Genomic DNA, 20,412 nt, shown 5'->3' with positions numbered 1-20,412 from the left:
TCTGCTGCCTTCGAACGTATTTATGTCAGGTACAATAAACGAATCTTTTGGTTTGGTAAACAAATAATTGAGGATGAGTTTGTAGTAGAATGTTTGGTACAAGATGCTTTTCTGAAATTATGGGAATATCGTGAGAAGATTGAGTCCCTTGATCATATCTTTTTCTTTTTGAGGCTTGTAATGAAGTACAGTTGCTATTTACATTATCGTAAACCGAAGAATAAGTTTTTTGCAACAGTAAACTCGCTAGAGAGTTATGAGAATTATCAAAGTTATTTGGCTGGATATGATCCCGCTGATGTAATAGAAAACCTGAATGAACAAGAAACACAACAGCACTATTTTGATGAAATTATAAAAGTATTACCTCTATTAAGTACTGAAAGAAAACATTTGATAGAACTTTGTTTAAAACATGGATTTAAATATAAAGCGATTGCTAAAGCAATGGGAAGAGGAATAACAGAAACCAGTAACGAAATTAAACATGCTATAGCGGATCTTAAGAAGATTTTAAGTCATCATGATAAGTTAATTATTAAAACCAAAACAGTCTCTACTGAAGAGAAACAAGATAAAATATCCGAAACACAATCGTTGATATTAAAACTTCGATGTAAGCATAAACAATCTTTTGCCAATATCGCTGAAGAATTAGAACTGTCTCAAAAAGAAGTACACAACGAATTTATAGTCGCCTATAAATTCACTCAACAAAACAAAGTTCAATCACTAAACTATTGATGATGGAAAAATCTACTTTAATACTCACTCGAAAAATACAATTAATTATCGATTTACCAACTCAAGAAGAACGTAAAGAAGTTTTGGATACGCTTTATAAATGGCAAAATAGATGTTTTAAAGCCGCTAATTTGATTGTTTCTCATTTGTATGTACAAGAAATGATGAAAGATTTTTTTTACCTCTCTGAAGGAGTTAAATATAAATTAATGGACGAGAAGAAAGATGCAGAGGGTATACTAGAGTGCTCTAGAATGAATACCATTTATCGTGTACTTTCAAATCGTTTTAAAGGAGAAGTTCCAATGAATATTTTATCTTGTTTGAATAATATGTTGTATCAATCTTTTAAAAAAGATTGTGTCAAATATTGGAAAGGTGAAATCTCATTAAAAAATTTTAAACGAGCTATGGCATTTCCTTTTAATAGCAGTAAAATAACTAAATTATGTTATAATGAAGAGAAGAAAAATTTTTGTTTTATCTTATTTAAAATACCATTCAAAACTTATTTAGGAAAAGATTTTACAGGTAATAAAAAACTACTGGAACAAGTGATAAGTGGAGAAATAAAACTTTGCACTTCACAAATAAAGTTAGAAAAAAGTAAAATATTTTGGTTAGTAGCCGTTGAAGTTGAAAAAGAAAACCATCAATTACAATCCGAAATTATTGCAGAAGCTTCCTTGTCGTTGGAATATCCATTGGTTGTAAAAGTAGGTAAATCTCGGCTTACTATTGGTACTAAAGAAGAGTTTCTTTACCGAAGGTTAGCGATACAAGCATCCCGTCAACGAACGCAAGCAGGAGTAGCCTATGCGAAATCGGGAAAAGGAAGAACGAGAAAACTAAAAGCCCTAGATAAAATGAGTCAAGTAGAAAAAAATTATGTGCATCATAGACTACATGTCTATAGTAAAATGTTAATTGATTTTTGTATCAAATATAAAGCAGGAACACTTATTTTATTGGATCAAGAAGAAAAAATCGAGCTAGCTAAAGAAGAAGAATTTGTACTGAGGAATTGGAGTTATTATGAACTGATGACTAAAATAAAATACAAAGCAGAGAAAGCAGGAATTGAGCTTATTATAGCATAAATTATAATTTTTGAGGGTGATTGTACACCCATAAGGTGAGGTTGATTACGAACACTCACTAAATGTAAACAACATATACTAAGAGTGTTTGAGTGTATACTTGAATAGATAAAGGCAACATAGTGGCAGTAGAATGTATATAAAAGATTTTTGTAGTTCAGGTGTTGTGATGCTAGTTTAGTTGTTTTTTATACAAAAAGTCATGGTTAAAATATTTTATACAAATGTTTTGATTTTTACTACAACAAATGATTAAACGGTGATGGTTTGCTGATTTAAGCAAAGCAACAGCGGATACTTTGTGGTTAAGGACTCGCGAAAATTACCGCGAAGCGGGAATCATTAATTAAAAAAACATTATAACTTATTATAGCATACATTAAAAACAAGAAACATTGATTTGATTTTTGTAGATTTGAGAAGCAAGCATCTCCTCTACTTCATTTATCAACCAAATAAATAGTACATACCATAAATATTCTGTAAAAGACTTAGCTGAGTTAGGAGGCTTTTCCTCTGTACGTCACTTTTCTGATGTTTTTTTTTCAAGTGACTTCGTTACGTCCTTATGAATATATAAAACAATTGAAATTCAATTTGAACAAAGACGATTAAAAAGAAAAGATGGAAAAATTATAATAGAAGTTTTAATAATCAAAACTCCCTTGTATAGTAAATTTAGGATTAAGATCAATTGGTGTATAACTATAACAGGATTTATTTAAAAACATGTATAGTTATTTTAGGACGGGTCATTAGGACGGGACAGTAGCAGGATACTCCCAACATCAAGGCAAGATGAAGGCAACATAGTGGCAGTAGAATGTATGTAAAAGGTTTTTGTAACTCAGGTGTTGTGACGATTGCCTAGTTGCTTTGTAAAAAAGATAAACGTATTAAGTTGTAATAATTGTATTAAATAAAAAAGGAGCTATTAATTAGCTCCTTTTTTATTTTGATGTTTTTTGGCGTGCAATTCCTTCAATGTTGCTTTTTGTTCTGGCGTAAAAACAGCATTGATTTCATTAAACTCCTTTTGACGAACTTCTTTCATTTTCTTTTTCAATTCAATTTTTTCGTCTTTGTAGCTGTCCTCAATTTGTTTGATTTTGATGACTTGCGCATCTGTCAAGTTCAAATCTTTTTTTAATTGTTGTAATTTCTGCTCTCTCGATCCTTCATTTCTGTCTTGCGCTGAAGCAGTTGTTAAAGTGAAAGCAATTAATCCTAATCCTACATATTTATAAAATGCTGTTCTCATAATTATCAACTTTTTTTGTTTTATTTATTCTTAAGACTTCAAAAAATTAAAAAGGTTTAAAACGATAAATGTTAAAATTTTTCGGTTATGATGAAATCTTTTAAAAGATGTAACATTTGTGATGAATAATCGACCAATATTTTTTAAATTATTTTTGAAATCGATTAAACCTTTTCCAAAAAGGATTGTCAAACAAGTTGTAAAATTATAAAACTACAAAACGAAAAATTAAACAAATGAGGTTAAGAAGTTTATTTGCTTTGATTTTTATTTGTGTTTGTGCAGGATTGAATGCGCAAGAGCTTTTAAAAATTAAAGGGAAAGTCTTATCAAGTGAAAACAAACCTGTAGAATACACTACAATATCGCTTGAAAGCTCGGAAGATGGAGTTGTGGCAGAAGCGGCAACGGATGCAAAAGGAGAATTTACAGTAGAAGCAAAGGCTGGGCAATATGTTCTTGTGATTGAGCCATTGGGATACGATGTAATAGAAAAACAGATTAATTTAGAATCTGCATTAGATCTAGGTACTTTTACTGTAAAAACGACGCAAACAGTTTCGTTAGGAGCAGCAGTTGTAACAGCGGAAAAGCCAATTTATAAAGTAGAATTGGACAAAAAAGTGTATGATATGGCGAATGATCCAATGTCGCAAGGTCAAACATTGTCTGATGCTTTAGCAAATGTACCATCGGTTTCTGTTGATGCAGAAGGAAATGTTTCGTTGAGAGGAAATGATAATGTAAAATTCTTGATTGATGGAAAACCTTCGGGAATGTTGGGTGTTTCTGATGTAGCGGAAGCTTTAAAAAATATTCCAGCCGAAAATGTAGAACGTATTGAATTGGTAACAAACCCTTCTGCTCGTTACGAAGCTTCAGGTTCTGCGGGGATCATCAATATTGTATTGAAAAAAGGTTCTAATACAGGTTTTAATGGTTCTGTAACCTTGAATGGAGGAATTCCTAAAATGGTTGGAGGAAATGTAAACTTGAATTATAAAACAAAAAAATATAACATTTTTACAACTTTAGGTTCTCGTTATATGGATAGAGAAGGTGAAGGTTCTGCTTTTATGACAAGTTATAATGAAGGAACAGATGTTGTAAAACAATATAGATCTACAAACCGAGATAATAATAGAATTCGTAGAAATTACAACATTCGTTTGGGTGGAGAATATTATTTAGATGATAAAAATACAATAGGTTTATCTGCAGGTTATCGTTACAATAATGGAAATAACAATGCTTTAGTTGATTATAATTACTTTGATAATGCAATGACTTTCTTGAAGAATGAATATAATCTTCAGAATGAGAAAGAAATTGAAAATAACTTTGATTTAGATTTTAATTATAAACACGAGTTTGATAAAAAAGGTCATGAATTTGCATTCACAGGACGTTTTTCGTCTCAAAAAGAAGACGAAGATGGTTTTGTTAATGGTTTAACAAAAGTATTAGACAAAACTACAGGTAACTATGTAGATGAAATTACAAATCGTATTACTGATAATTTAGAAGATCAGAAAAATGTAGTTTTAACAGCAGATTATGTTCGTCCAATTGGAGAAAAAGGAAAATTTGAATTAGGTGCTCGTGCAGATTTTAGTGATACGAAAACTAATAACAGAACATTCTTTTTAACTGACGCTGGAGATTATGAAGAAGATAGTAGATTCTTTGCAAATGTAGATAATCAACAAAATGTATTTGCAGCTTATACACAATATGGAAACGCAATTGGAGAAAAATTTCAATACTTCGCAGGTTTACGTTTAGAGAGTTCTGATATGAAAATCAAAAACTACACAAGCGGAGAAAATATTTCAAAAAAATATACAGATTTATTCCCAACATTAACGTTGAATTATAAGTTTACTGAGAAAAACGAATTACAATTAAGTTATTCTCGTCGTGTTCGTCGTCCAATGGGATTCATGTTAATGCCTTTCTTTTCTGCAACAGATGATAGAAATGTAAGAAATGGTAATCCAGATCTTAATCCTACTTATACAAATTCATACGAGTTAGCTTATATCACAACTGTAGGAAAGTTGATGGTAACGCCAAGTTTATTTTACCAAAGAACAACTGATATGATTAATCAGTTTCAACGTAAAAATTATAACGATAACGGAGATGAAGTATTTATTACAAAACCAATCAACATTGGTGATGAAGATCGTTATGGTTTAGATTTAACAGCGACTTACAAACCAGCTAAATGGTGGAGTTTGATGTTCAATGTAAATTTATTTGGATACAATAGAACAGGTTTCTACGAAGAAACAAACGTTGTAAAAGATCCTGTAACAGGAGTAGAAAGTACAAAAGTAGATACGCAAGATTTCTCTGGAGACGGATTTAGTTCTCGTGGACGTTTGTCTTCTAACTTTATATTACCTGCAGATTTCAAAATTCAGGTTGCTGGAAATTACATGGGAAGCATGAAAACGGCTCAACAAAAAATTGAAGATAATTTGTCAATGGATTTTTCTTTATCAAAAGATTTATTCAACAAACAAGCTACATTATCTTTAAATATTCGTGACGTGTTCAACTCAAGAAAAAGAGAATCTACTACTTATGGAGCAGATTACACTAATTACGAAAGTATGCGTTGGATGAAACGTTCAATTAACTTATCGTTTACATATCGTTTTAAGAAAACAAACGAAAGAGAAAAGAATAAACAACAACGCCCAGATGGAGAAGAAATGGGAGGTGGAGAAGAAATGCAAATGCAAGCAGCTTCTTAAGAGTTTGAAAATAATCGATAAAAAAATGGATCGCAATTGCGATCCATTTTTTTATCATTTTGAATGAAAACGAATTATTTGTTTTTTAACAAATCACGAATTTCAGCCAATAATTCTTCTTGTGTTGGTCCTGCAGGAGCTGGTTCTTCAGCAGGGGCTTCTTTTTTCAATTTGTTAATTCCTTTAATCATTACGAATAAAGCAAATGCAACAACTATAAAAGAAATAGCAGCAGCTAAAAAGCTACCATATTTAATTGCAGTCCCTGGTATTACTAATGCAGCTAAATTTTCAGCGTCAATAGCTTTCAAGGCTGGATTTAAAATGGCTGGCGTAATGATATCTTCAACTAAAGAAGTAACAATTTTACCAAAGGCACCACCGATAACTACACCGACAGCTAAATCTACTACGTTACCTTTTACTGCAAACTCTTTAAATTCTTTAAAAAATCCCATAAGTCTATAATTTATTTCTAAGTTTATAATAATTCTAAGGTTGATTGATATCTAATCTATTTTTAGAAGAGATAAATAAGTATAAACCGATTAACATAAAAGGAATACTTAAGATTTGACCATTGTTTAATCCTATATTCAACATTTGAGCAACTGCTTCTTCTCCTTGATTTTCTTTATAGAACTCAACAACAAATCGTATTAAAAATAATAAAAATAAGAATATGCCTAACAAAGCTCCCAAATATTTTGTCTTATCTGTTTTGTTGTACATATAAAGCATAATAATTCCTAAGATAACATATCCAATCGCTTCATAAATTTGAGCTGGATGACGAGGAATTACTTCTCCATATCCCAAACTTTGTTGATGAAATTTTACTGCCCAAGGTAATTCTGATGCTTTTCCTACAATTTCTGAGTTGTAAAAATTTCCAATTCGAACCGCAGCTCCACCAAAAGGAACAACAACAGCAATACGGTCTAACAACCACAATACATTACGATGCAAATATTTTCTACTAAATAAATAGGAAGTTAAAATTACACCTAATGCAGCTCCGTGACTTGCAAGTCCACTAAATCCTACAAATTCGTAATCTTGTAATAATCCAAAGAAAGCACTTTGTCCTGGTGAGTGTTGTACAGGTAAGAAAACTTCGATTGGTCGTTCAATAAACGCAGCAGGATCATAAAAAATATATTCTCCGAGTCTTGCACCTACAATTGCTCCAATAAATGTGTAAAGGAATAAAGGGTCAAGTAATTCTTTTTTCTGATTTTCTTTCTTGAAAATATTTGACATCAAATACCAGCCTACTACAAAGGCAACTATCCAACATAAACTGTAAATATGTACTTTGAATCCTGCTATTTCAAATAAATAAGGTTTTGGATTCCAATCGATAAACGAAATTAAGTTAATCATTAATTTTTCTTTTTAGGTACAGGGTCGTATCCATGTCCTCCCCAAGGATGACAGCGACCAATTCTTTTTGTTCCGAGCCACAAACCTTTTAGCAAACCATGTTCTTTTAGCGCCTCTATCATATAAGAAGAGCAAGTTGGTTGATATCTACAATTGCTTCCCATCCAAGGAGAAATCGCTAATTGATAAAATCTTACCAACAGAATAAATGGTGTAACCAAAATTTTGTTCATCTCACAAAGTTAATCAATAACCGAAATAAAAAAGAATCAATCTAAAAAGTTTATGCTTTTGCTGATTGATTCTCTATACGATACGTGCTTAACGCATATTATTTTTTAGTATAACTCGCTGGATCTAATGCTTTGTAAGACCAGTTTTGTAAAAACTCTAACACAACTTTCGGATCATGTCCTTTCACTTCTTTGCTTTCAAGATAAGCTGAGTTTTGTGTGTGAATTAAATTTCCTTTCTCATCTAAAATTACAAAAACAGGAAATCCAAAACGCTCTGGGTGTTTCAATGCAGCTAACGTTTCTTCGTTTTTATTTTTTGGAGAATAATTTACATGAACCACTTCATAATTATTCGCAATATAATCTTTTACTTCTTGATTTTCTTTTGTCAATTTATCAAACATCACACACCAAGCACACCAATTACCTCCAATTTGCAATAAAACGTGTTTCTTTTCAGCAGAAGCTTTTTGCACCGCATTCGCGATATCTACTTTCGGATTTGCTTCTTCACTATAAATTTTTGGTTTTTCAGTTTGTTGACCAAATGCAAAACTTAACGATAAAATCATTAAGCTAAAAAACATAGTTAATTTTTTCATTTCAAATTCTAAATATTAAGTCGAATTTACAATAAAAAATTATGCCGAAAACGTTTTTCTACGAATTAATAATCGTGTAATATAAATTTAGTTTTTCTTGAACCGAATTTATTTCATTATTTTTTTCGTTTTGATTAAATTGATTAATCATATTGATTGAGAATTTTGATTCAAATTCTAAACGGTCCAATTCTATTTCATAAAAATTAATTTGATGATGAATTTGTGTGAAATAATAATTCACCAATTCAACATACATCAATCTAAGTTCTTGATTTACTCTGATAAATTCTACAAATTCTTGCAATTCGACCAAAAACTCAATCATTTGTTTATTGATTTCTGATTGTTTATCTTTTAGTTCAATCTTTTTCAAATAATCAGTTGATAAAGCAATTTTATCACCCAAAAGTTGGTGCTTTCTTGTTAAAATTAAAGCACATTCTAACGCTTTCTTCATCATTTTAATTTTTATTCTAACACAAAGAAAATAAATCTAAATGCCAAAATATGTCGCCCAAAAAATCATTCATTTTGACAAAACATTCCCTAACTTTGAAATCTAAACAAGATTTTATGAATGCGCCTTTAGCTGAAAGAATGCGTCCAAAAACGCTTGAAGAATACATTAATCAAAAGCATTTGGTGGGCGAAAACGGACCAATAAAAATGATGTTGCAACATGATATGATTGCTTCGATGATTTTTTGGGGACCGCCAGGGACAGGAAAAACGACACTAGCTCAATTGATTTCCGAATTAACTGATCGACCATTTTATACGTTGAGCGCCATAAATTCTGGTGTGAAAGAAGTGCGTGAAGTAATTGAAAAAGCAAAGAATCAAAATTTGTTTTCGGGAACGAAAAATCCGATTTTATTTATAGATGAAATTCATCGTTTCAATAAATCACAGCAAGACAGTTTGTTGGGAGCGGTAGAAACTGGTTTGGTGACTTTGATTGGAGCGACAACCGAAAATCCAAGTTTCGAAGTTGTGCCAGCTTTGCTTTCACGTGCGCAAGTTTATGTGTTGAAACATCTCGAAAAAGAAGATTTAGTTGATTTAATCGAACGAGCTATAAAAAAAGATACAGTTTTATCTAAATTAAATATTGAATTAGTTGAAACAAATGCATTATTAAGATATTCGGGAGGTGATGCAAGAAAATTGTTGAATGGTTTGGAGTTGGTGATTAATAGTTTTTCTCCAACAGATAAAATCATCATCAACGATGAAATTGTGCATGAACGTATTCAGCAAAATTTAGCACGTTACGATAAAACGGGTGAACAACATTACGATATTATTTCGGCTTTTATCAAATCGATTCGTGGTTCAGATCCAAATGGAGCGGTTTATTGGTTGGCTCGAATGATTGAAGGTGGTGAAGATTTGAAATTTATAGCACGACGAATGTTGATTTTAGCTTCCGAAGATGTGGGAAATGCAAATCCAACTGCAATGATTTTGGCGAATAATACGTTTCAGGCTGTTTCGGTGATTGGTTATCCAGAATCTCGCATTTTATTGAGTCAATGTGCGGTTTATTTGGCGAATTCTCCAAAAAGTAATGCAACCTATTTAGCGATTGGTAAAGCGCAACAAATTGTGAAACAAACCGGCGATTTACCCGTTCCGTTGCATTTACGAAATGCACCAACTAAGTTGATGAAAGATTTGGATTATGGAAAGGAATATAAATATTCGCACGATTTTCCAGGAAATTTTGCTGAGCAAGAATTTTTACCAAATGAAATTTCGGGGACGACTTTTTATGAGCCAGGAAATAATAAACGAGAGCAAGTGGATAAACAATCGCTCAATCAAAAGTGGAAGGGAAAGTATGGGTACTAAAATTAAAAATCCCAGTTAATCATTTGTTAACTGAGATTTTAAGGTTTGGTTGATTTTTTTGGTTTAGATTGGTTTATATGATAATAGGTTGGTAATTGTATATATACAAGGTTTGTGCCAAAACTTAATAAAAAGTAAAAAATTGATTAAAAAAAAGAAAAAATTAAACTTTTTCGATCAAAAAAAGGAATTTTAATTTATAAAATAAAGAAAATGAAACAAATACAAATTATAAACGGACCTAATTTAAATTTACTTGGCGTTCGCGAACCAGAGATTTATGGAACACAAACTTTCGAAGATTTTTTTGAACATGAATTGAGAAAGCAATTTCCAGAAGTTTCGTTGCATTATTTTCAATCAAATCACGAAGGAGATATTATTGATAAATTACATGAAATTGGTTTTAAATATGACGGAATTATCTTGAATGCTGGTGCGTATACGCATTATTCGTATGCGATTGCAGATGCGATAAAAGCGATTACGACTAAAGTGATAGAAGTTCATATTTCGGATATTTATGCGCGCGAAGATTTCAGAAAAAATAGTGTAACAGGTGAAAGTTGTCTAAAAATTATTTCAGGAAAAGGTTTACCAGGTTATGTTGAAGCTGTGAATGATTTTGTGAAATAATTAATAATCATTATCTTAACAAGATTAAAATCTATTACCTATGGATAAAATTATTTTAGGATTAATCTTTGGATTAACCATTATTAGCTGTAATTTGAAAGCTGATAAAAACAATACAGAGCAAAAAGCTCAGGCAATGACGGCTTGTGAACAAGCGGCAATAACACCAGGGATATCTGCGGCTAAAAAAGAGCTGATTACAAAATATTGTGACTGTTCGACAGATAAAATGATGGATGAATTTACATATACAGAAATGATGCAAATGAATAATCCAACACCTGAATTACAAGAACGATTAATGAAATTAATAGAACCTTGTATCAATGATTTGAAAACAAAATCTGCTGAATTAGGAGAGTAATAAACAAAAAAGTCGGAACTATGTTCCGACTTTTTTAATATTCTTTTTTGTATTGTTCTTTCTTAAACTCGTCTACAAGATGTTCGTTCAAACTATCAATGTAGCCTAAGATTTCTAATTTACCAATTTTACTCGAAGCCGAACTTGTAAATATTTTTGGTAATTCTTCCCAAGTTTTTAATAACTCGTTTTTGTAGTGATTCAAGTTTTTTTGCATTTGTGTACTCGTTAGTTTGTCTAATTTTGTAAACACAATCGCAAACGGAATTTGTTTGTTTCCTAACCATTCCATAAACTGTAAATCTATTTTTTGAGGCGTGTGTCGAGAATCAATCAATAAAAAAACATTGACCAAGTTTTTACGAAACTCAATGTAATCATAAATCATTTTATTGAAACCACCACGAACACCTTTTGGTGCTTTAGCAAAACCATAACCTGGTAAATCGGCTAAATACCAAGTATCGTCCATTTCGAATGTATTAATCAATTGAGTTTTACCTGGAGTTGCAGAAGTTTTAGCTAATGCTTTTTTATCTGCTAACATATTGATTAATGATGATTTTCCAACATTAGAACGCCCAATAAATGCGTATTCTGGTTTGAAAGGATCTGGACAATCTGTATATTTTTGCGAACTTTTTAAGAATTCAGCTTTTTTAATCATAATTATGCTTTAGTGGCTGGATCTAATTGTTTTTCGATTAGCCATTTGTATAAAATTTCGTTGAATAATTCAGGGTGTTCCATCATTGGAGCGTGCCCACATTTATCAATCCAAAATAAAGAAGCGTCTGGTAATTCTTCTTCAAATTCTATTGCAACTTCTGGTGGAGTTACATTATCTTGTTTTCCCCAAATCAAACAAACAGGCATTTTGATGTCTTTTAAATCATCTTTCATGTTAGATTTGATCGCGTCTCTTGCGATATATAAAGTTTTGATAGCTTTATTTCTGTCATTTACAGTGTCAAAAACATCATCTACAATTTCTTTTGTCGCGATAGCAGGATCGTAAAAAACTTCGCGCGTTTTACGTTCTACATATTCGTAATTACCACGTTTTGGATAAGTTTCTCCAAAAGATTTTTCGTACAAACCAGAACTTCCTGTTAAACAAAGTGCTTTTACATATTCTGGATGTCTGTGACAAACCATCAAACCAATATGTCCTCCTAAAGAATTTCCAACTAAAATAGCTGGTTCTTTAACGACTTCTTCAATAAAATTTGCAACATGTTTTGCAATATTTTTGATATTAGTATTGATGACAGATAAAGAATATAATGGCAATTCTGGTGCGAAAACCTTATATCCTCTTTGTGCATAATAATTTGTAAGTGAGCTGAAATTGCTAAGTTCACCCATTAATCCATGAAGCAAAACAATTGGTTGTCCTTCTCCTTCTTCTATGTAAGAGAACTTATCTTTTTTCTTTAAGCTAAAAAACATTTACTCGATATTAAGTCGACAAATTTAATTAATTATATTTTTTTTTTCGTGGTTTATATGAAAAACTTTAACAATCCATATTAATCACTTATCAAAACAAGGTCTATATAAACATTATTTCTCATTTTATACATGGGGTTAGCGTTAGAAAAAACATAACTATCTGATACTAAATTTTAAATTGTTGATAACTATTTCAATAAAAGTGGTAAAAAATGGTAATTTGTGGTAATATTTTATTTATTTTTGGAAAAATTCTATCATGAATTCATTAATTGGAACATATGAGTGTAAGGTAGATACAAAGGGTAGGCTCCCAATACCAGCGGGTTTGAAGAAACAACTTGCTGAATGTTTGGAAGATGGCTTTGTGTTGAAAAGATCTGTGTTTCAAAATTGTTTAGAACTGCACCCTATGAAAGAATGGGAAAAAGTGATGAATGATTTGAATAAATTGAATCGATTTGTGAAGAAAAACAATGATTTTATTAGAATTTTTACGGCTGGATTAAAAATTGTCGAAGTTGATGCGAATGGAAGGCTACAGATTTCAAAAGATTTAGTGAAATTTGCAGAAATTAATAAAGAAGTAGTTCTTAATTCTTCTGTAAACATGATCGAGATTTGGGATAAAGACAAATATGAAGAGTCGATTAATGTAGATGATTTAGATTTTGCTTCTTTGGCAGAAGATGTAATGGGAAATTTAGGAGAAGATGAGTGAATATCATAATCCAGTATTATTAAAAGATAGTGTTGATGCGTTAATTATTAACGAATCAGGTATATATGTAGATTGTACGTTCGGGGGTGGAGGTCACTCACGTGAAATATTAAGTCGTTTGGATCAAAATGGAAAATTATTTTCATTTGATCAAGATGTGGATGCGGTTCGCAATAAAATTGATGATAATCGATTTGAGTTAGTTGAGCAAAATTTTAGATTCTTGAAAAATAATTTAAGATTTCGTGGAATAAAACAAGTGGATGGTGTTTTGGGTGATTTGGGAGTTTCTTCTCATCAGTTTGATACGCCAGAACGTGGTTTTTCAACTCGCTTTGATGGAGAATTGGATATGCGAATGAATCAGAATGCAAAACTTTCTGCCAAAACAATTATTAATGAATACGAAGAAGAAGATCTTGCTCGTGTTTTTTATGATTTTGGAGAATTGCAAGGTTCGTATCGTTTGGCGAGAGAAGTTGTGAAAGCAAGAGCAGATAAACAAATTAATACAATTGATGAGTTGAAGCAAATTTTTTCATTCATTCCAAAAATGAAAGAAAATAAATTTTTCGCTCAAATGTTTCAGGCATTACGAATCGAAGCAAATGATGAAATGGCTGCATTGAAAGAGATGTTAACGCAATGTGGAGAAGTGATAAAACCAGGTGGTCGTTTGGTGATTATTTCGTATCATTCGTTAGAAGATCGTTTAACAAAACGCTACATGAAAAACGGAATGTTTGAAGGTGAACCTGAACGTGATGTTTTTGGAAATTGGTCGGCACCTTTCAAACCTTTACAATCAAAGGTGATTGTGCCAACGCAAGAAGAAATTAATGAAAATCCAAGAGCGCGTAGTGCGAAAATGCGTATTGCGGTTCGTAATGAGGATTAAGAAATAGGAATGGCAAAAAAGAAAAAAATATTACCAGAGAAAAAAACTTTTACAGGTTTGTTGAGAGGTGAGTTTTTAATCAAAACTGGCTCAGAACAAAACTGGAAGTTCATGTTGTATCTGGTAGGTTTGGCTTTTTTGAGTATTTCGAGTTCGCATTTAGTTGATCGTAAAGTGGTTCGAATCGCTGAATTACAAGATAAAGTAGAAGATTTAAAATCTCAATATACAGATAAGCATCGCGATTTGATGCGTATGCAATTAGAAACGGAAATTTTGGAGCGTACAGCAGTGTATGGTTTGAAAATTCCAGATAAACAACCTTATTATATAGTAGACAAAGTTTATGACGAAGTCAGCGAAAAATAAAAACAATATTGTCATCAAAGGATGGGTATTTGCCGGCGCGCTAGCGATTTGGGCCATCTTTATTATTGTTTTTATGTTTCGAATTAATATTGTAGAAGGGGTTGAATTAGAGCGTTTTGCTGAAAAGAATAATTTTAGATTAGATACCGTTACGGCGGAGCGTGGTAATTTATATGCTTCTAATGGCGCATTAATGGCTACAACTGTTACAAAACACAATGTTTATGTGGATTTGACGGTGATCAAAGATGAATTATTTAAAACAGAAATGCACAATCTTGCCGATTCTTTAGGTAAGATGTTTACAAAATCACCTTCTTATTTTTACGACAAATTTTCGACAGAACGTAAAAAGAAGAATCGCTACATGATGTTAGTAAAAGATTTGGATTATGAGCAATATCAACGCATCAAAAAATTTCCAATCTTCAACAAAGGTCAAAACAAAGGTGGATTTATTCATGAAACTGAGTCAAAACGAGAATTAATTGTTCAAGACATTGGTGTTCGTACAATTGGTTACGATGATCAACGCGGAAAAGTTGGGTTAGAAGGAGCTTATTCTGACTTATTAAGCGGTATTGAAGGTCGTCGTTGGGAGCAATTTATGGGACGTGGAAAATGGAAACCAATGAAAAGTTGGGAGCAAGAGCCCCAAGCGGGTTCATCAGTTTACACAACAATAGATGCCGATTTACAAATGGTTGCTTACGATGCTTTGTACAAACAACTTTCTGAATTTGAGGCGCAACACGGAAGTGTAGTCGTGATGGAAGTTCAGACAGGGAAAGTTCGTGCAATTGTGAATTTATCTCGTAAAAAAGATGGAACATATATAGACGATTATAATTATGCGGTTGGTGAAGCTGCAGAACCAGGATCTACTTTCAAAACAGTTTCGTTGCTTGCAGCAATGGATGATGGTTTTATTAATAAAAACTCGACAGTAGAAACGGGAGGTGGAAGTTATAAATTCTATGGTCGTACGATTACAGATACACACGGATACGGAACATTGACTGTAGATGGCGTGATGAAAAAATCGTCTAACATTGGTACAGCTAAAATTATAAATAAATATTACGGAGAAAATCCAAAAGCTTTCTTCAAAAAAATGGATAAATGGCATATGACTTCGCCTCTTGGAGTTGATATTCTTGGAGAAGGAAGTCCAATTATGCACCGTCCAGATAGTAAATCTTGGAGTAATATTACGTTACCTGTAATGGGTTATGGATATGGTTTACAGTTAACTCCAATTCAAATTGTGACTTTCTACAACGCAGTGGCAAATAATGGTAAAATGTTGAAACCATTATTTATGGATAAAATCACACGTAAAGGTGAACCTGATAAAATTTTCGAACCAGTTGTTTTGGTTGATCAATTAACTTCTTTGGAAAATGTAAAACAAATGCAAGAAATGCTTCGAGGAGCAGTAGAACAAGGAACGGGACGTATTATTAGTAATAGTAATTACGATATTGCTGGTAAAACAGGTACTGCTCGTGTTGATTATTGGAAGCGAGACGGTAAAGGAATGCAATATCGTGCATCATTCGCAGGATATTTTCCAGCAGAAAAACCAAAGTATTCTTGTATTGTTGTTGTGCACAAGCCAAATACAGCCAAAGGGTTTTATGGAGGTAGTGTAACTGCTCCGGTTTTTAAGAAAATTGCCGATTGGGTATATTCAAAAACTCCCATACCTTTGCCACGCGATTTAGTAAAAAAGAACGCGGTGAAAGAGTTTAAAAAAGGAGATGATATTAATGTTAGTAATTCTAAAAATATAGTGCCAAATGTGACTGGTCATACAGGATCTAAAGCAATTCCGGTATTAGAAAATTTAGGGTTAGATGTACAATATTCAGGGTTTGGAAAAGTAACAAATCAATCCATTCCTGCGGGAACAAGATTTAAGAAGGGTGAGACAATTTATTTAATGTTGGAAGGATGAGAAATTTAGTTGATGTATTATATAAAGTTTCCATCTCAGAAACGATTGGTTCAACAAAAGTTGAAGTCAATAATATTCAATTTGATTCAAGAAAAGTATCAAACGATGATGTTTTTGTTGCTGTAAATGGAGTTACAGTTGACGGTCATCAGTATATAGAAAAAGCGATTGGTTTAGGTGCTAAAGCAATTGTTTGCGAAGTTTTGCCAGAAAATTTAGTTGATGGAATAACGTATGTGAAAGTTGAAAATTCAACGATTGCATTAGGAATTTTAGCTTCTAACTTTTATGGAAATCCAACAAAAGATTTAAAACTTGTTGGAGTTACAGGTACGAATGGAAAAACAACAACGACAACTTTGTTGTACGAATTGTTTACAAAATTAGGTTATGCTTGTGCATTAATTTCGACGATTAAAATTGTGATTGATGGTGAAGTGATTCCGTCTACCCATACAACGCCAGATATTTTGACATTGAACAAAATGTTTCGCGAAGCGGTAGATAGAGGATGCGAATTTGCTTTTATGGAAGTTTCTTCGCACGGAATTCATCAAAATAGAATTGCTGGTTTGCATTTTGAAGTGGCTGGATTTACGAATATCACACACGATCATTTAGATTATCACAAAACGTTTGCAAATTATCTTGCAGCAAAAAAGAAATTCTTCGACGATTTGCCAAAAACGTCTACGGCAATTTCGAATGCAGATGATAAAAACGGAAAAGTAATGCTTCAGAATACAGTTGCTACGAAAAAATTGTATGCGCTAAAAACTGATGCAGATTTTAAAGGAAAAATTATTGAACACCAATTTGATGGAATGCAATTAGAATTCAATGGAAAAGAATTCTGGACATCATTAATTGGTCAATTCAATGCATATAATTTATTATTAGTTTTTGGTGTAGCGTCAATTTTAGGACAAGATGAATTAGAAGTTCTAAAAGCGTTGAGCACACTTGGAAATGTTGATGGTCGTTTTCAAACATTCAAAACAGAATCAGGAATTATCGTAATCGTAGATTATGCACATACGCCTGATGCGTTAGAAAATGTATTGGATACAATAGAAGGAATTCGTACCAAAAATGAAAAATTAATAACAGTTGTAGGTTGCGGTGGAGATCGTGATAAAACAAAACGTCCTGAAATGGCGGATATCGCGAGCGAAAAATCTAATCTTGCCATTTTTACATCAGATAATCCAAGAACAGAAGATCCAGAAGAAATTCTTCGTGAGATGGAAGTTGGTGTAAAAGCACAATTTTATAATCGCACCTTGAAGATTACAGATCGAAAAGAAGCTATAAAAACAGCACTTAAAATGGCCGAACCAAAAGATATTATTTTAATAGCGGGAAAAGGTCACGAGACGTATCAAGAAATTAACGGAGTAAGAACACATTTTTCTGATGTAGAAGTTGCATCAGAATTGAGTAAAATATTGAACAAATAAAGAATGTTATACTATTTATTTGATTATTTAGAAGGTATCCATTTTCCAGGAGCGCGTATGTTTCAATACACGTCTTTCCGCGCGGGAATGGCAATTTTATTGGCAATGTTCATCAGTTTGTTTTACGGAAAACGAATCATCAGTTATTTACGTAAAGAACAAATGGGCGAAATTGTTCGTGATTTAGGTTTAAAAGGACAAATCGAAAAAGCAGGAACGCCAACAATGGGTGGTTTAATCATCATTTTGGCGACATTAATTCCGACTTTACTTTTTGCGAGATTAGATAATATTTACATTATTATTTTGTTGGTTTCAACAATTTGGTTAGGTGTGATTGGTTTTTTAGACGATTACATCAAAGTTTTTAGAAAAAACAAAGAAGGTTTACAAGGTAAATTTAAAATTTTAGGACAAGTTGGTCTTGGAGTTGTAGTTGGATTAATGCTTTATTTCAGTCCAACAGTTACTGTAAAACATCAAGAAAATAGAGTAAAAACGCCTGTAGGAACAGAACAAACAGAATACAGCCGACAAATAAAATTTGGTTCAGAAGAAAAAACGTTAGAAACAACAATGCCTTTCGTGAAAGGAAATGAATTTAACTATTCTGATATTTTATTTTGGATGGATGCGCAAGATCGACCAACATGGGCGGTTGCAGCGATTTTTATTTTTGCAGTAATTTTTATCATTACAGCAGTTTCGAATGGAGCAAATTTAACAGATGGAATCGACGGTTTAGCAGCAGGTAGTTCGGCTGTGATTATGGCGGCAATCTCGATGTTTGTTTTCGTTTCCGGAAATTTAATATTCGCCGATTATTTGAACATTATGTTTATTCCGCGTTCAGAAGAAGTCTTGATTTTCTGTGGAGCTTTCCTTGGAGGTTTGATAGGATTTATTTGGTATAATACCTATCCAGCTCAAGTGTTCATGGGAGATACAGGAAGTTTAACAATCGGAGGAATTATTGCTGTTTTAGCAATTATCGTTCGTAAAGAATTATTATTACCAATTTTGTGTGGAATATTTTTCGCAGAAAGTTTATCAGTAATGTTACAGGTGTCTTATTTCAAGTACACGAAAAAGAAATTTGGTGAAGGTCGTAGAATCTTTTTGATGTCTCCTCTACATCACCATTTTCAGAAGTTAGGTTATCACGAAAGTAAAATCGTGGTGCGTGCAATTATCATCGGAATCATTTTAGCGGTAATTAGTATTATTACCTTAAAGATTAGATAAAAAATGAAAAGATTTGTCGTTTTAGGAGGAGGAGAAAGTGGCGTAGGAACAGCTATTCTAGCGAAGAAAGAAAACTTTGATGTTTTTCTTTCGGACATGGGACAAATAAAAGACAAGTATAAACAACTTTTGGAGGAGCACGGAATTGCTTATGAAGAAGGTCAGCACACAGAAGAATTAATTCTGAATGCCGATGAAGTAATGAAAAGTCCAGGTATTCCAAAAAAATCAGCGCTAATTCAGAAATTAGAAGCGAAAGGAATTTCAATTATTTCTGAAATTGAATTTGCGTCTCGTTATACAGATGCAAAAATTATTGCGATTACAGGATCTAATGGAAAAACAACAACAACAAGTTTGATGTTCCATATCCTAAAGCAAGCTGGATTAAATGTAGGATTAGGTGGCAACATCGGAAAAAGTTTTGCAAAATCTGTAGCTGAAGATAACTTCGATTATTATGTACTAGAAGTAAGTAGTTTTCAGTTAGATGATATCAAAATAGATTTCAAACCGTATGTTGCAATTTTACTGAACATTACACCAGATCATTTAGACCAATACAATTATCAGTTTGATTTGTATGCAAAGGCTAAATTCAGAATTACTGAAAACCAAGATGAAAACGATTATTTTATCTACAATTTGGATGATCCAAAAACAATGGAGATGATTGATAAGATTGATATTCGAGCTCATCGCAAACCGTTCACAATGATGGATGCAACAAATGAAGCATACGCAAACAATGAATTGTTCCGTGTGAACGATTCGAATGGTGATTTTACAATGTTAGTGAATGATTTAGGATTAATTGGTAAACACAATGTTTCTAATTCATTGGCTGCGGCTGTAGCTGCAAAAATTATTGATATCAATAATGAGGAACTAAAAAAGAGTTTGTCTGATTTTAAATCGGTTGAACATCGTTTAGAGCCTGTTTTGACAATTGGAGGAATAGATTTTATCAACGATTCTAAAGCAACAAATGTGAATGCAACATATTTTGCTTTGGAAAGTATGACGAAACCAGTTGTTTGGATTGTTGGAGGAACTGATAAAGGAAACGATTACAACGAAGTTTTACCTTTCGTGAAAAAGAAAGTGAAAGCAATTGTTTGTTTAGGTGTTGATAACGCAAAAATTGTTGATTTTTTCAGTCCATATATCGATACAATTGTTGAAACAAATACAATGAAAGATTGTGTAGAACAATCATATAAATTAGCAACAAAAGGAGAAACGGTTCTTCTGTCACCAGCTTGTGCAAGTTTCGATTTGTTCAAAGGTTACGAAGATCGTGGAGATCAATTTAAAGAAAACGTACGCAAATTATAATAACATAACCAACCA

At 32.3% G+C, this 20,412-nt stretch carries 21 protein-coding genes; 13 read left to right on the top strand and 8 right to left on the bottom strand.

Going from position 1 to position 20,412, the window contains the following annotated elements; genetic code table 11:
* Window positions 1-744 (top strand): RNA polymerase sigma factor (locus HXZ69_RS01690; protein WP_502875732.1); only part of this gene is annotated, 744 nt, incomplete at its 5' end.
* Between the two features lie 2 nt (window positions 745-746).
* Window positions 747-1,844: a hypothetical protein gene (locus HXZ69_RS01685; RefSeq protein ID WP_115002130.1), complete on the top strand. Its 1,098-nt coding sequence runs from the start codon at window positions 747-749 to the stop codon at window positions 1,842-1,844.
* A gap of 934 nt (window positions 1,845-2,778) precedes the next feature.
* Here the strand turns inward: HXZ69_RS01685 and HXZ69_RS01680 are convergent.
* The gene (locus HXZ69_RS01680; RefSeq protein WP_038332782.1) at window positions 2,779-3,105 is read right to left on the bottom strand and encodes a Spy/CpxP family protein refolding chaperone; all 327 of its coding nucleotides are present in this window, start codon (window positions 3,103-3,105) and stop codon (window positions 2,779-2,781) included.
* Window positions 3,106-3,341: 236 nt separating this feature from the next.
* On the opposite strand from HXZ69_RS01680, the gene HXZ69_RS01675 reads away from it, so the two are divergent.
* The gene (locus HXZ69_RS01675) at window positions 3,342-5,870 is read left to right on the top strand and encodes a TonB-dependent receptor (protein ID WP_286494799.1); all 2,529 of its coding nucleotides are present in this window, start codon (window positions 3,342-3,344) and stop codon (window positions 5,868-5,870) included.
* 74 nt (window positions 5,871-5,944) lie between these two features.
* Here HXZ69_RS01675 and mscL read toward each other — a convergent pair whose 3' ends face one another.
* The 5 genes from mscL to HXZ69_RS01650 all read right to left on the bottom strand — a co-directional run bounded on the left by mscL (window position 5,945) and on the right by HXZ69_RS01650 (window position 8,557).
* Window positions 5,945-6,328: a large conductance mechanosensitive channel protein MscL gene (gene mscL / locus HXZ69_RS01670; RefSeq protein ID WP_125349655.1), complete on the bottom strand. Its 384-nt coding sequence runs from the start codon at window positions 6,326-6,328 to the stop codon at window positions 5,945-5,947.
* A 34-nt stretch (window positions 6,329-6,362) separates the two neighbouring features.
* Entirely contained in the window at window positions 6,363-7,256 is an 894-nt protein-coding gene (lgt, locus tag HXZ69_RS01665) for a prolipoprotein diacylglyceryl transferase (RefSeq protein ID WP_219034371.1), read from the bottom strand.
* Window positions 7,256-7,489 carry a membrane protein insertion efficiency factor YidD gene (yidD, locus tag HXZ69_RS01660; RefSeq protein WP_125349653.1) on the bottom strand — a complete coding sequence of 78 codons (234 nt, stop codon included), beginning with the start codon at window positions 7,487-7,489 and terminating at the stop codon, window positions 7,256-7,258. The genes lgt and yidD overlap by 1 nt, the downstream gene beginning before the upstream one ends.
* 98 nt (window positions 7,490-7,587) lie before the next feature.
* Window positions 7,588-8,079: a thioredoxin family protein gene (locus HXZ69_RS01655; RefSeq protein ID WP_260391981.1), complete on the bottom strand. Its 492-nt coding sequence runs from the start codon at window positions 8,077-8,079 to the stop codon at window positions 7,588-7,590.
* 73 nt (window positions 8,080-8,152) lie between these two features.
* Complete coding sequence (locus HXZ69_RS01650; RefSeq protein WP_115001760.1) at window positions 8,153-8,557, bottom strand: hypothetical protein; 405 nt, start codon at window positions 8,555-8,557, stop codon at window positions 8,153-8,155.
* A gap of 113 nt (window positions 8,558-8,670) precedes the next feature.
* Between HXZ69_RS01650 and HXZ69_RS01645 the strand changes: the two genes are divergently transcribed.
* The 3 genes from HXZ69_RS01645 to HXZ69_RS01635 all read left to right on the top strand — a co-directional run bounded on the left by HXZ69_RS01645 (window position 8,671) and on the right by HXZ69_RS01635 (window position 10,951).
* Window positions 8,671-9,951, top strand: a complete 1,281-nt coding sequence (locus HXZ69_RS01645; RefSeq protein ID WP_286494802.1) for a replication-associated recombination protein A — start codon at window positions 8,671-8,673, stop codon at window positions 9,949-9,951.
* A 213-nt stretch (window positions 9,952-10,164) separates the two neighbouring features.
* A complete protein-coding gene (locus HXZ69_RS01640; RefSeq protein ID WP_125349650.1) occupies window positions 10,165-10,587 on the top strand; it encodes a type II 3-dehydroquinate dehydratase in 423 nt (140 codons plus the stop codon).
* Window positions 10,588-10,627: 40 nt separating this feature from the next.
* On the top strand, window positions 10,628-10,951 hold the full coding sequence (locus tag HXZ69_RS01635; RefSeq protein ID WP_286494797.1) for a hypothetical protein: 324 nt from the start codon (window positions 10,628-10,630) through the stop codon (window positions 10,949-10,951).
* A gap of 34 nt (window positions 10,952-10,985) precedes the next feature.
* Here HXZ69_RS01635 and yihA read toward each other — a convergent pair whose 3' ends face one another.
* Both yihA and HXZ69_RS01625 read right to left on the bottom strand, forming a co-directional pair.
* Window positions 10,986-11,618, bottom strand: coding sequence for a ribosome biogenesis GTP-binding protein YihA/YsxC (gene yihA / locus HXZ69_RS01630; protein WP_286494795.1), 633 nt, complete (start codon window positions 11,616-11,618; stop codon window positions 10,986-10,988).
* A gap of 2 nt (window positions 11,619-11,620) precedes the next feature.
* Window positions 11,621-12,403, bottom strand: coding sequence for an alpha/beta fold hydrolase (locus HXZ69_RS01625; RefSeq protein WP_038332809.1), 783 nt, complete (start codon window positions 12,401-12,403; stop codon window positions 11,621-11,623).
* A gap of 262 nt (window positions 12,404-12,665) precedes the next feature.
* On the opposite strand from HXZ69_RS01625, the gene mraZ reads away from it, so the two are divergent.
* Genes mraZ through murD form a run of 7 tightly spaced genes read left to right on the top strand, consistent with a single transcriptional unit; the run spans window position 12,666 to window position 20,397 of the window.
* A complete protein-coding gene (gene mraZ, locus HXZ69_RS01620) occupies window positions 12,666-13,127 on the top strand; it encodes a division/cell wall cluster transcriptional repressor MraZ (RefSeq protein ID WP_038332815.1) in 462 nt (153 codons plus the stop codon).
* The gene (rsmH, locus tag HXZ69_RS01615; protein WP_125349647.1) at window positions 13,120-14,025 is read left to right on the top strand and encodes a 16S rRNA (cytosine(1402)-N(4))-methyltransferase RsmH; all 906 of its coding nucleotides are present in this window, start codon (window positions 13,120-13,122) and stop codon (window positions 14,023-14,025) included. The genes mraZ and rsmH overlap by 8 nt, the downstream gene beginning before the upstream one ends.
* A 9-nt stretch (window positions 14,026-14,034) precedes the next feature.
* Window positions 14,035-14,394 (top strand): FtsL-like putative cell division protein, encoded by a 360-nt coding sequence (locus tag HXZ69_RS01610; protein WP_052217625.1) that lies wholly within the window; start codon window positions 14,035-14,037, stop codon window positions 14,392-14,394.
* The gene (locus HXZ69_RS01605) at window positions 14,372-16,354 is read left to right on the top strand and encodes a PASTA domain-containing penicillin-binding protein (protein WP_221855357.1); all 1,983 of its coding nucleotides are present in this window, start codon (window positions 14,372-14,374) and stop codon (window positions 16,352-16,354) included. Before HXZ69_RS01610 ends, HXZ69_RS01605 begins: the two co-directional genes overlap by 23 nt.
* Window positions 16,351-17,814 (top strand): UDP-N-acetylmuramoyl-L-alanyl-D-glutamate--2,6-diaminopimelate ligase, encoded by a 1,464-nt coding sequence (locus HXZ69_RS01600; RefSeq protein WP_286494794.1) that lies wholly within the window; start codon window positions 16,351-16,353, stop codon window positions 17,812-17,814. The genes HXZ69_RS01605 and HXZ69_RS01600 overlap by 4 nt, the downstream gene beginning before the upstream one ends.
* Window positions 17,815-17,817: 3 nt before the next feature.
* Complete coding sequence (gene mraY, locus HXZ69_RS01595) at window positions 17,818-19,059, top strand: phospho-N-acetylmuramoyl-pentapeptide-transferase (RefSeq protein ID WP_286494793.1); 1,242 nt, start codon at window positions 17,818-17,820, stop codon at window positions 19,057-19,059.
* 3 nt (window positions 19,060-19,062) lie between these two features.
* The gene (murD, locus tag HXZ69_RS01590) at window positions 19,063-20,397 is read left to right on the top strand and encodes a UDP-N-acetylmuramoyl-L-alanine--D-glutamate ligase (protein WP_286494791.1); all 1,335 of its coding nucleotides are present in this window, start codon (window positions 19,063-19,065) and stop codon (window positions 20,395-20,397) included.
* Window positions 20,398-20,412 lie beyond the last annotated feature (15 nt).

The sequence above is a fragment of the Empedobacter sp. R132-2 genome (assembly GCF_030324375.1).
GTDB lineage: Bacteria > Bacteroidota > Bacteroidia > Flavobacteriales > Weeksellaceae > Empedobacter > Empedobacter falsenii_B.
This window is presented reverse-complemented; position numbering and strand designations above follow the sequence as displayed.

Excerpts from the sequence above, each read along its gene's own strand:
- HXZ69_RS01685 (WP_115002130.1), top strand. The coding sequence starts at position 747 with ATGGAAAAATCTACTTTAATACTCACTCGAAAAATACAATTAATTATC.
- HXZ69_RS01680 (WP_038332782.1), bottom strand. The coding sequence starts at position 3,105 with ATGAGAACAGCATTTTATAAATATGTAGGATTAGGATTAATTGCTTTC.
- HXZ69_RS01675 (WP_286494799.1), top strand. The coding sequence starts at position 3,342 with ATGAGGTTAAGAAGTTTATTTGCTTTGATTTTTATTTGTGTTTGTGCA.
- mscL (WP_125349655.1), bottom strand. The coding sequence starts at position 6,328 with ATGGGATTTTTTAAAGAATTTAAAGAGTTTGCAGTAAAAGGTAACGTA.
- lgt (WP_219034371.1), bottom strand. The coding sequence starts at position 7,256 with ATGATTAACTTAATTTCGTTTATCGATTGGAATCCAAAACCTTATTTA.
- yidD (WP_125349653.1), bottom strand. The coding sequence starts at position 7,489 with ATGAACAAAATTTTGGTTACACCATTTATTCTGTTGGTAAGATTTTAT.
- HXZ69_RS01655 (WP_260391981.1), bottom strand. The coding sequence starts at position 8,079 with ATGTTTTTTAGCTTAATGATTTTATCGTTAAGTTTTGCATTTGGTCAA.
- HXZ69_RS01650 (WP_115001760.1), bottom strand. The coding sequence starts at position 8,557 with ATGATGAAGAAAGCGTTAGAATGTGCTTTAATTTTAACAAGAAAGCAC.
- HXZ69_RS01645 (WP_286494802.1), top strand. The coding sequence starts at position 8,671 with ATGAATGCGCCTTTAGCTGAAAGAATGCGTCCAAAAACGCTTGAAGAA.
- HXZ69_RS01640 (WP_125349650.1), top strand. The coding sequence starts at position 10,165 with ATGAAACAAATACAAATTATAAACGGACCTAATTTAAATTTACTTGGC.
- HXZ69_RS01635 (WP_286494797.1), top strand. The coding sequence starts at position 10,628 with ATGGATAAAATTATTTTAGGATTAATCTTTGGATTAACCATTATTAGC.
- yihA (WP_286494795.1), bottom strand. The coding sequence starts at position 11,618 with ATGATTAAAAAAGCTGAATTCTTAAAAAGTTCGCAAAAATATACAGAT.
- HXZ69_RS01625 (WP_038332809.1), bottom strand. The coding sequence starts at position 12,403 with ATGTTTTTTAGCTTAAAGAAAAAAGATAAGTTCTCTTACATAGAAGAA.
- mraZ (WP_038332815.1), top strand. The coding sequence starts at position 12,666 with ATGAATTCATTAATTGGAACATATGAGTGTAAGGTAGATACAAAGGGT.
- rsmH (WP_125349647.1), top strand. The coding sequence starts at position 13,120 with ATGAGTGAATATCATAATCCAGTATTATTAAAAGATAGTGTTGATGCG.
- HXZ69_RS01610 (WP_052217625.1), top strand. The coding sequence starts at position 14,035 with ATGGCAAAAAAGAAAAAAATATTACCAGAGAAAAAAACTTTTACAGGT.
- HXZ69_RS01605 (WP_221855357.1), top strand. The coding sequence starts at position 14,372 with ATGACGAAGTCAGCGAAAAATAAAAACAATATTGTCATCAAAGGATGG.
- HXZ69_RS01600 (WP_286494794.1), top strand. The coding sequence starts at position 16,351 with ATGAGAAATTTAGTTGATGTATTATATAAAGTTTCCATCTCAGAAACG.
- mraY (WP_286494793.1), top strand. The coding sequence starts at position 17,818 with ATGTTATACTATTTATTTGATTATTTAGAAGGTATCCATTTTCCAGGA.
- murD (WP_286494791.1), top strand. The coding sequence starts at position 19,063 with ATGAAAAGATTTGTCGTTTTAGGAGGAGGAGAAAGTGGCGTAGGAACA.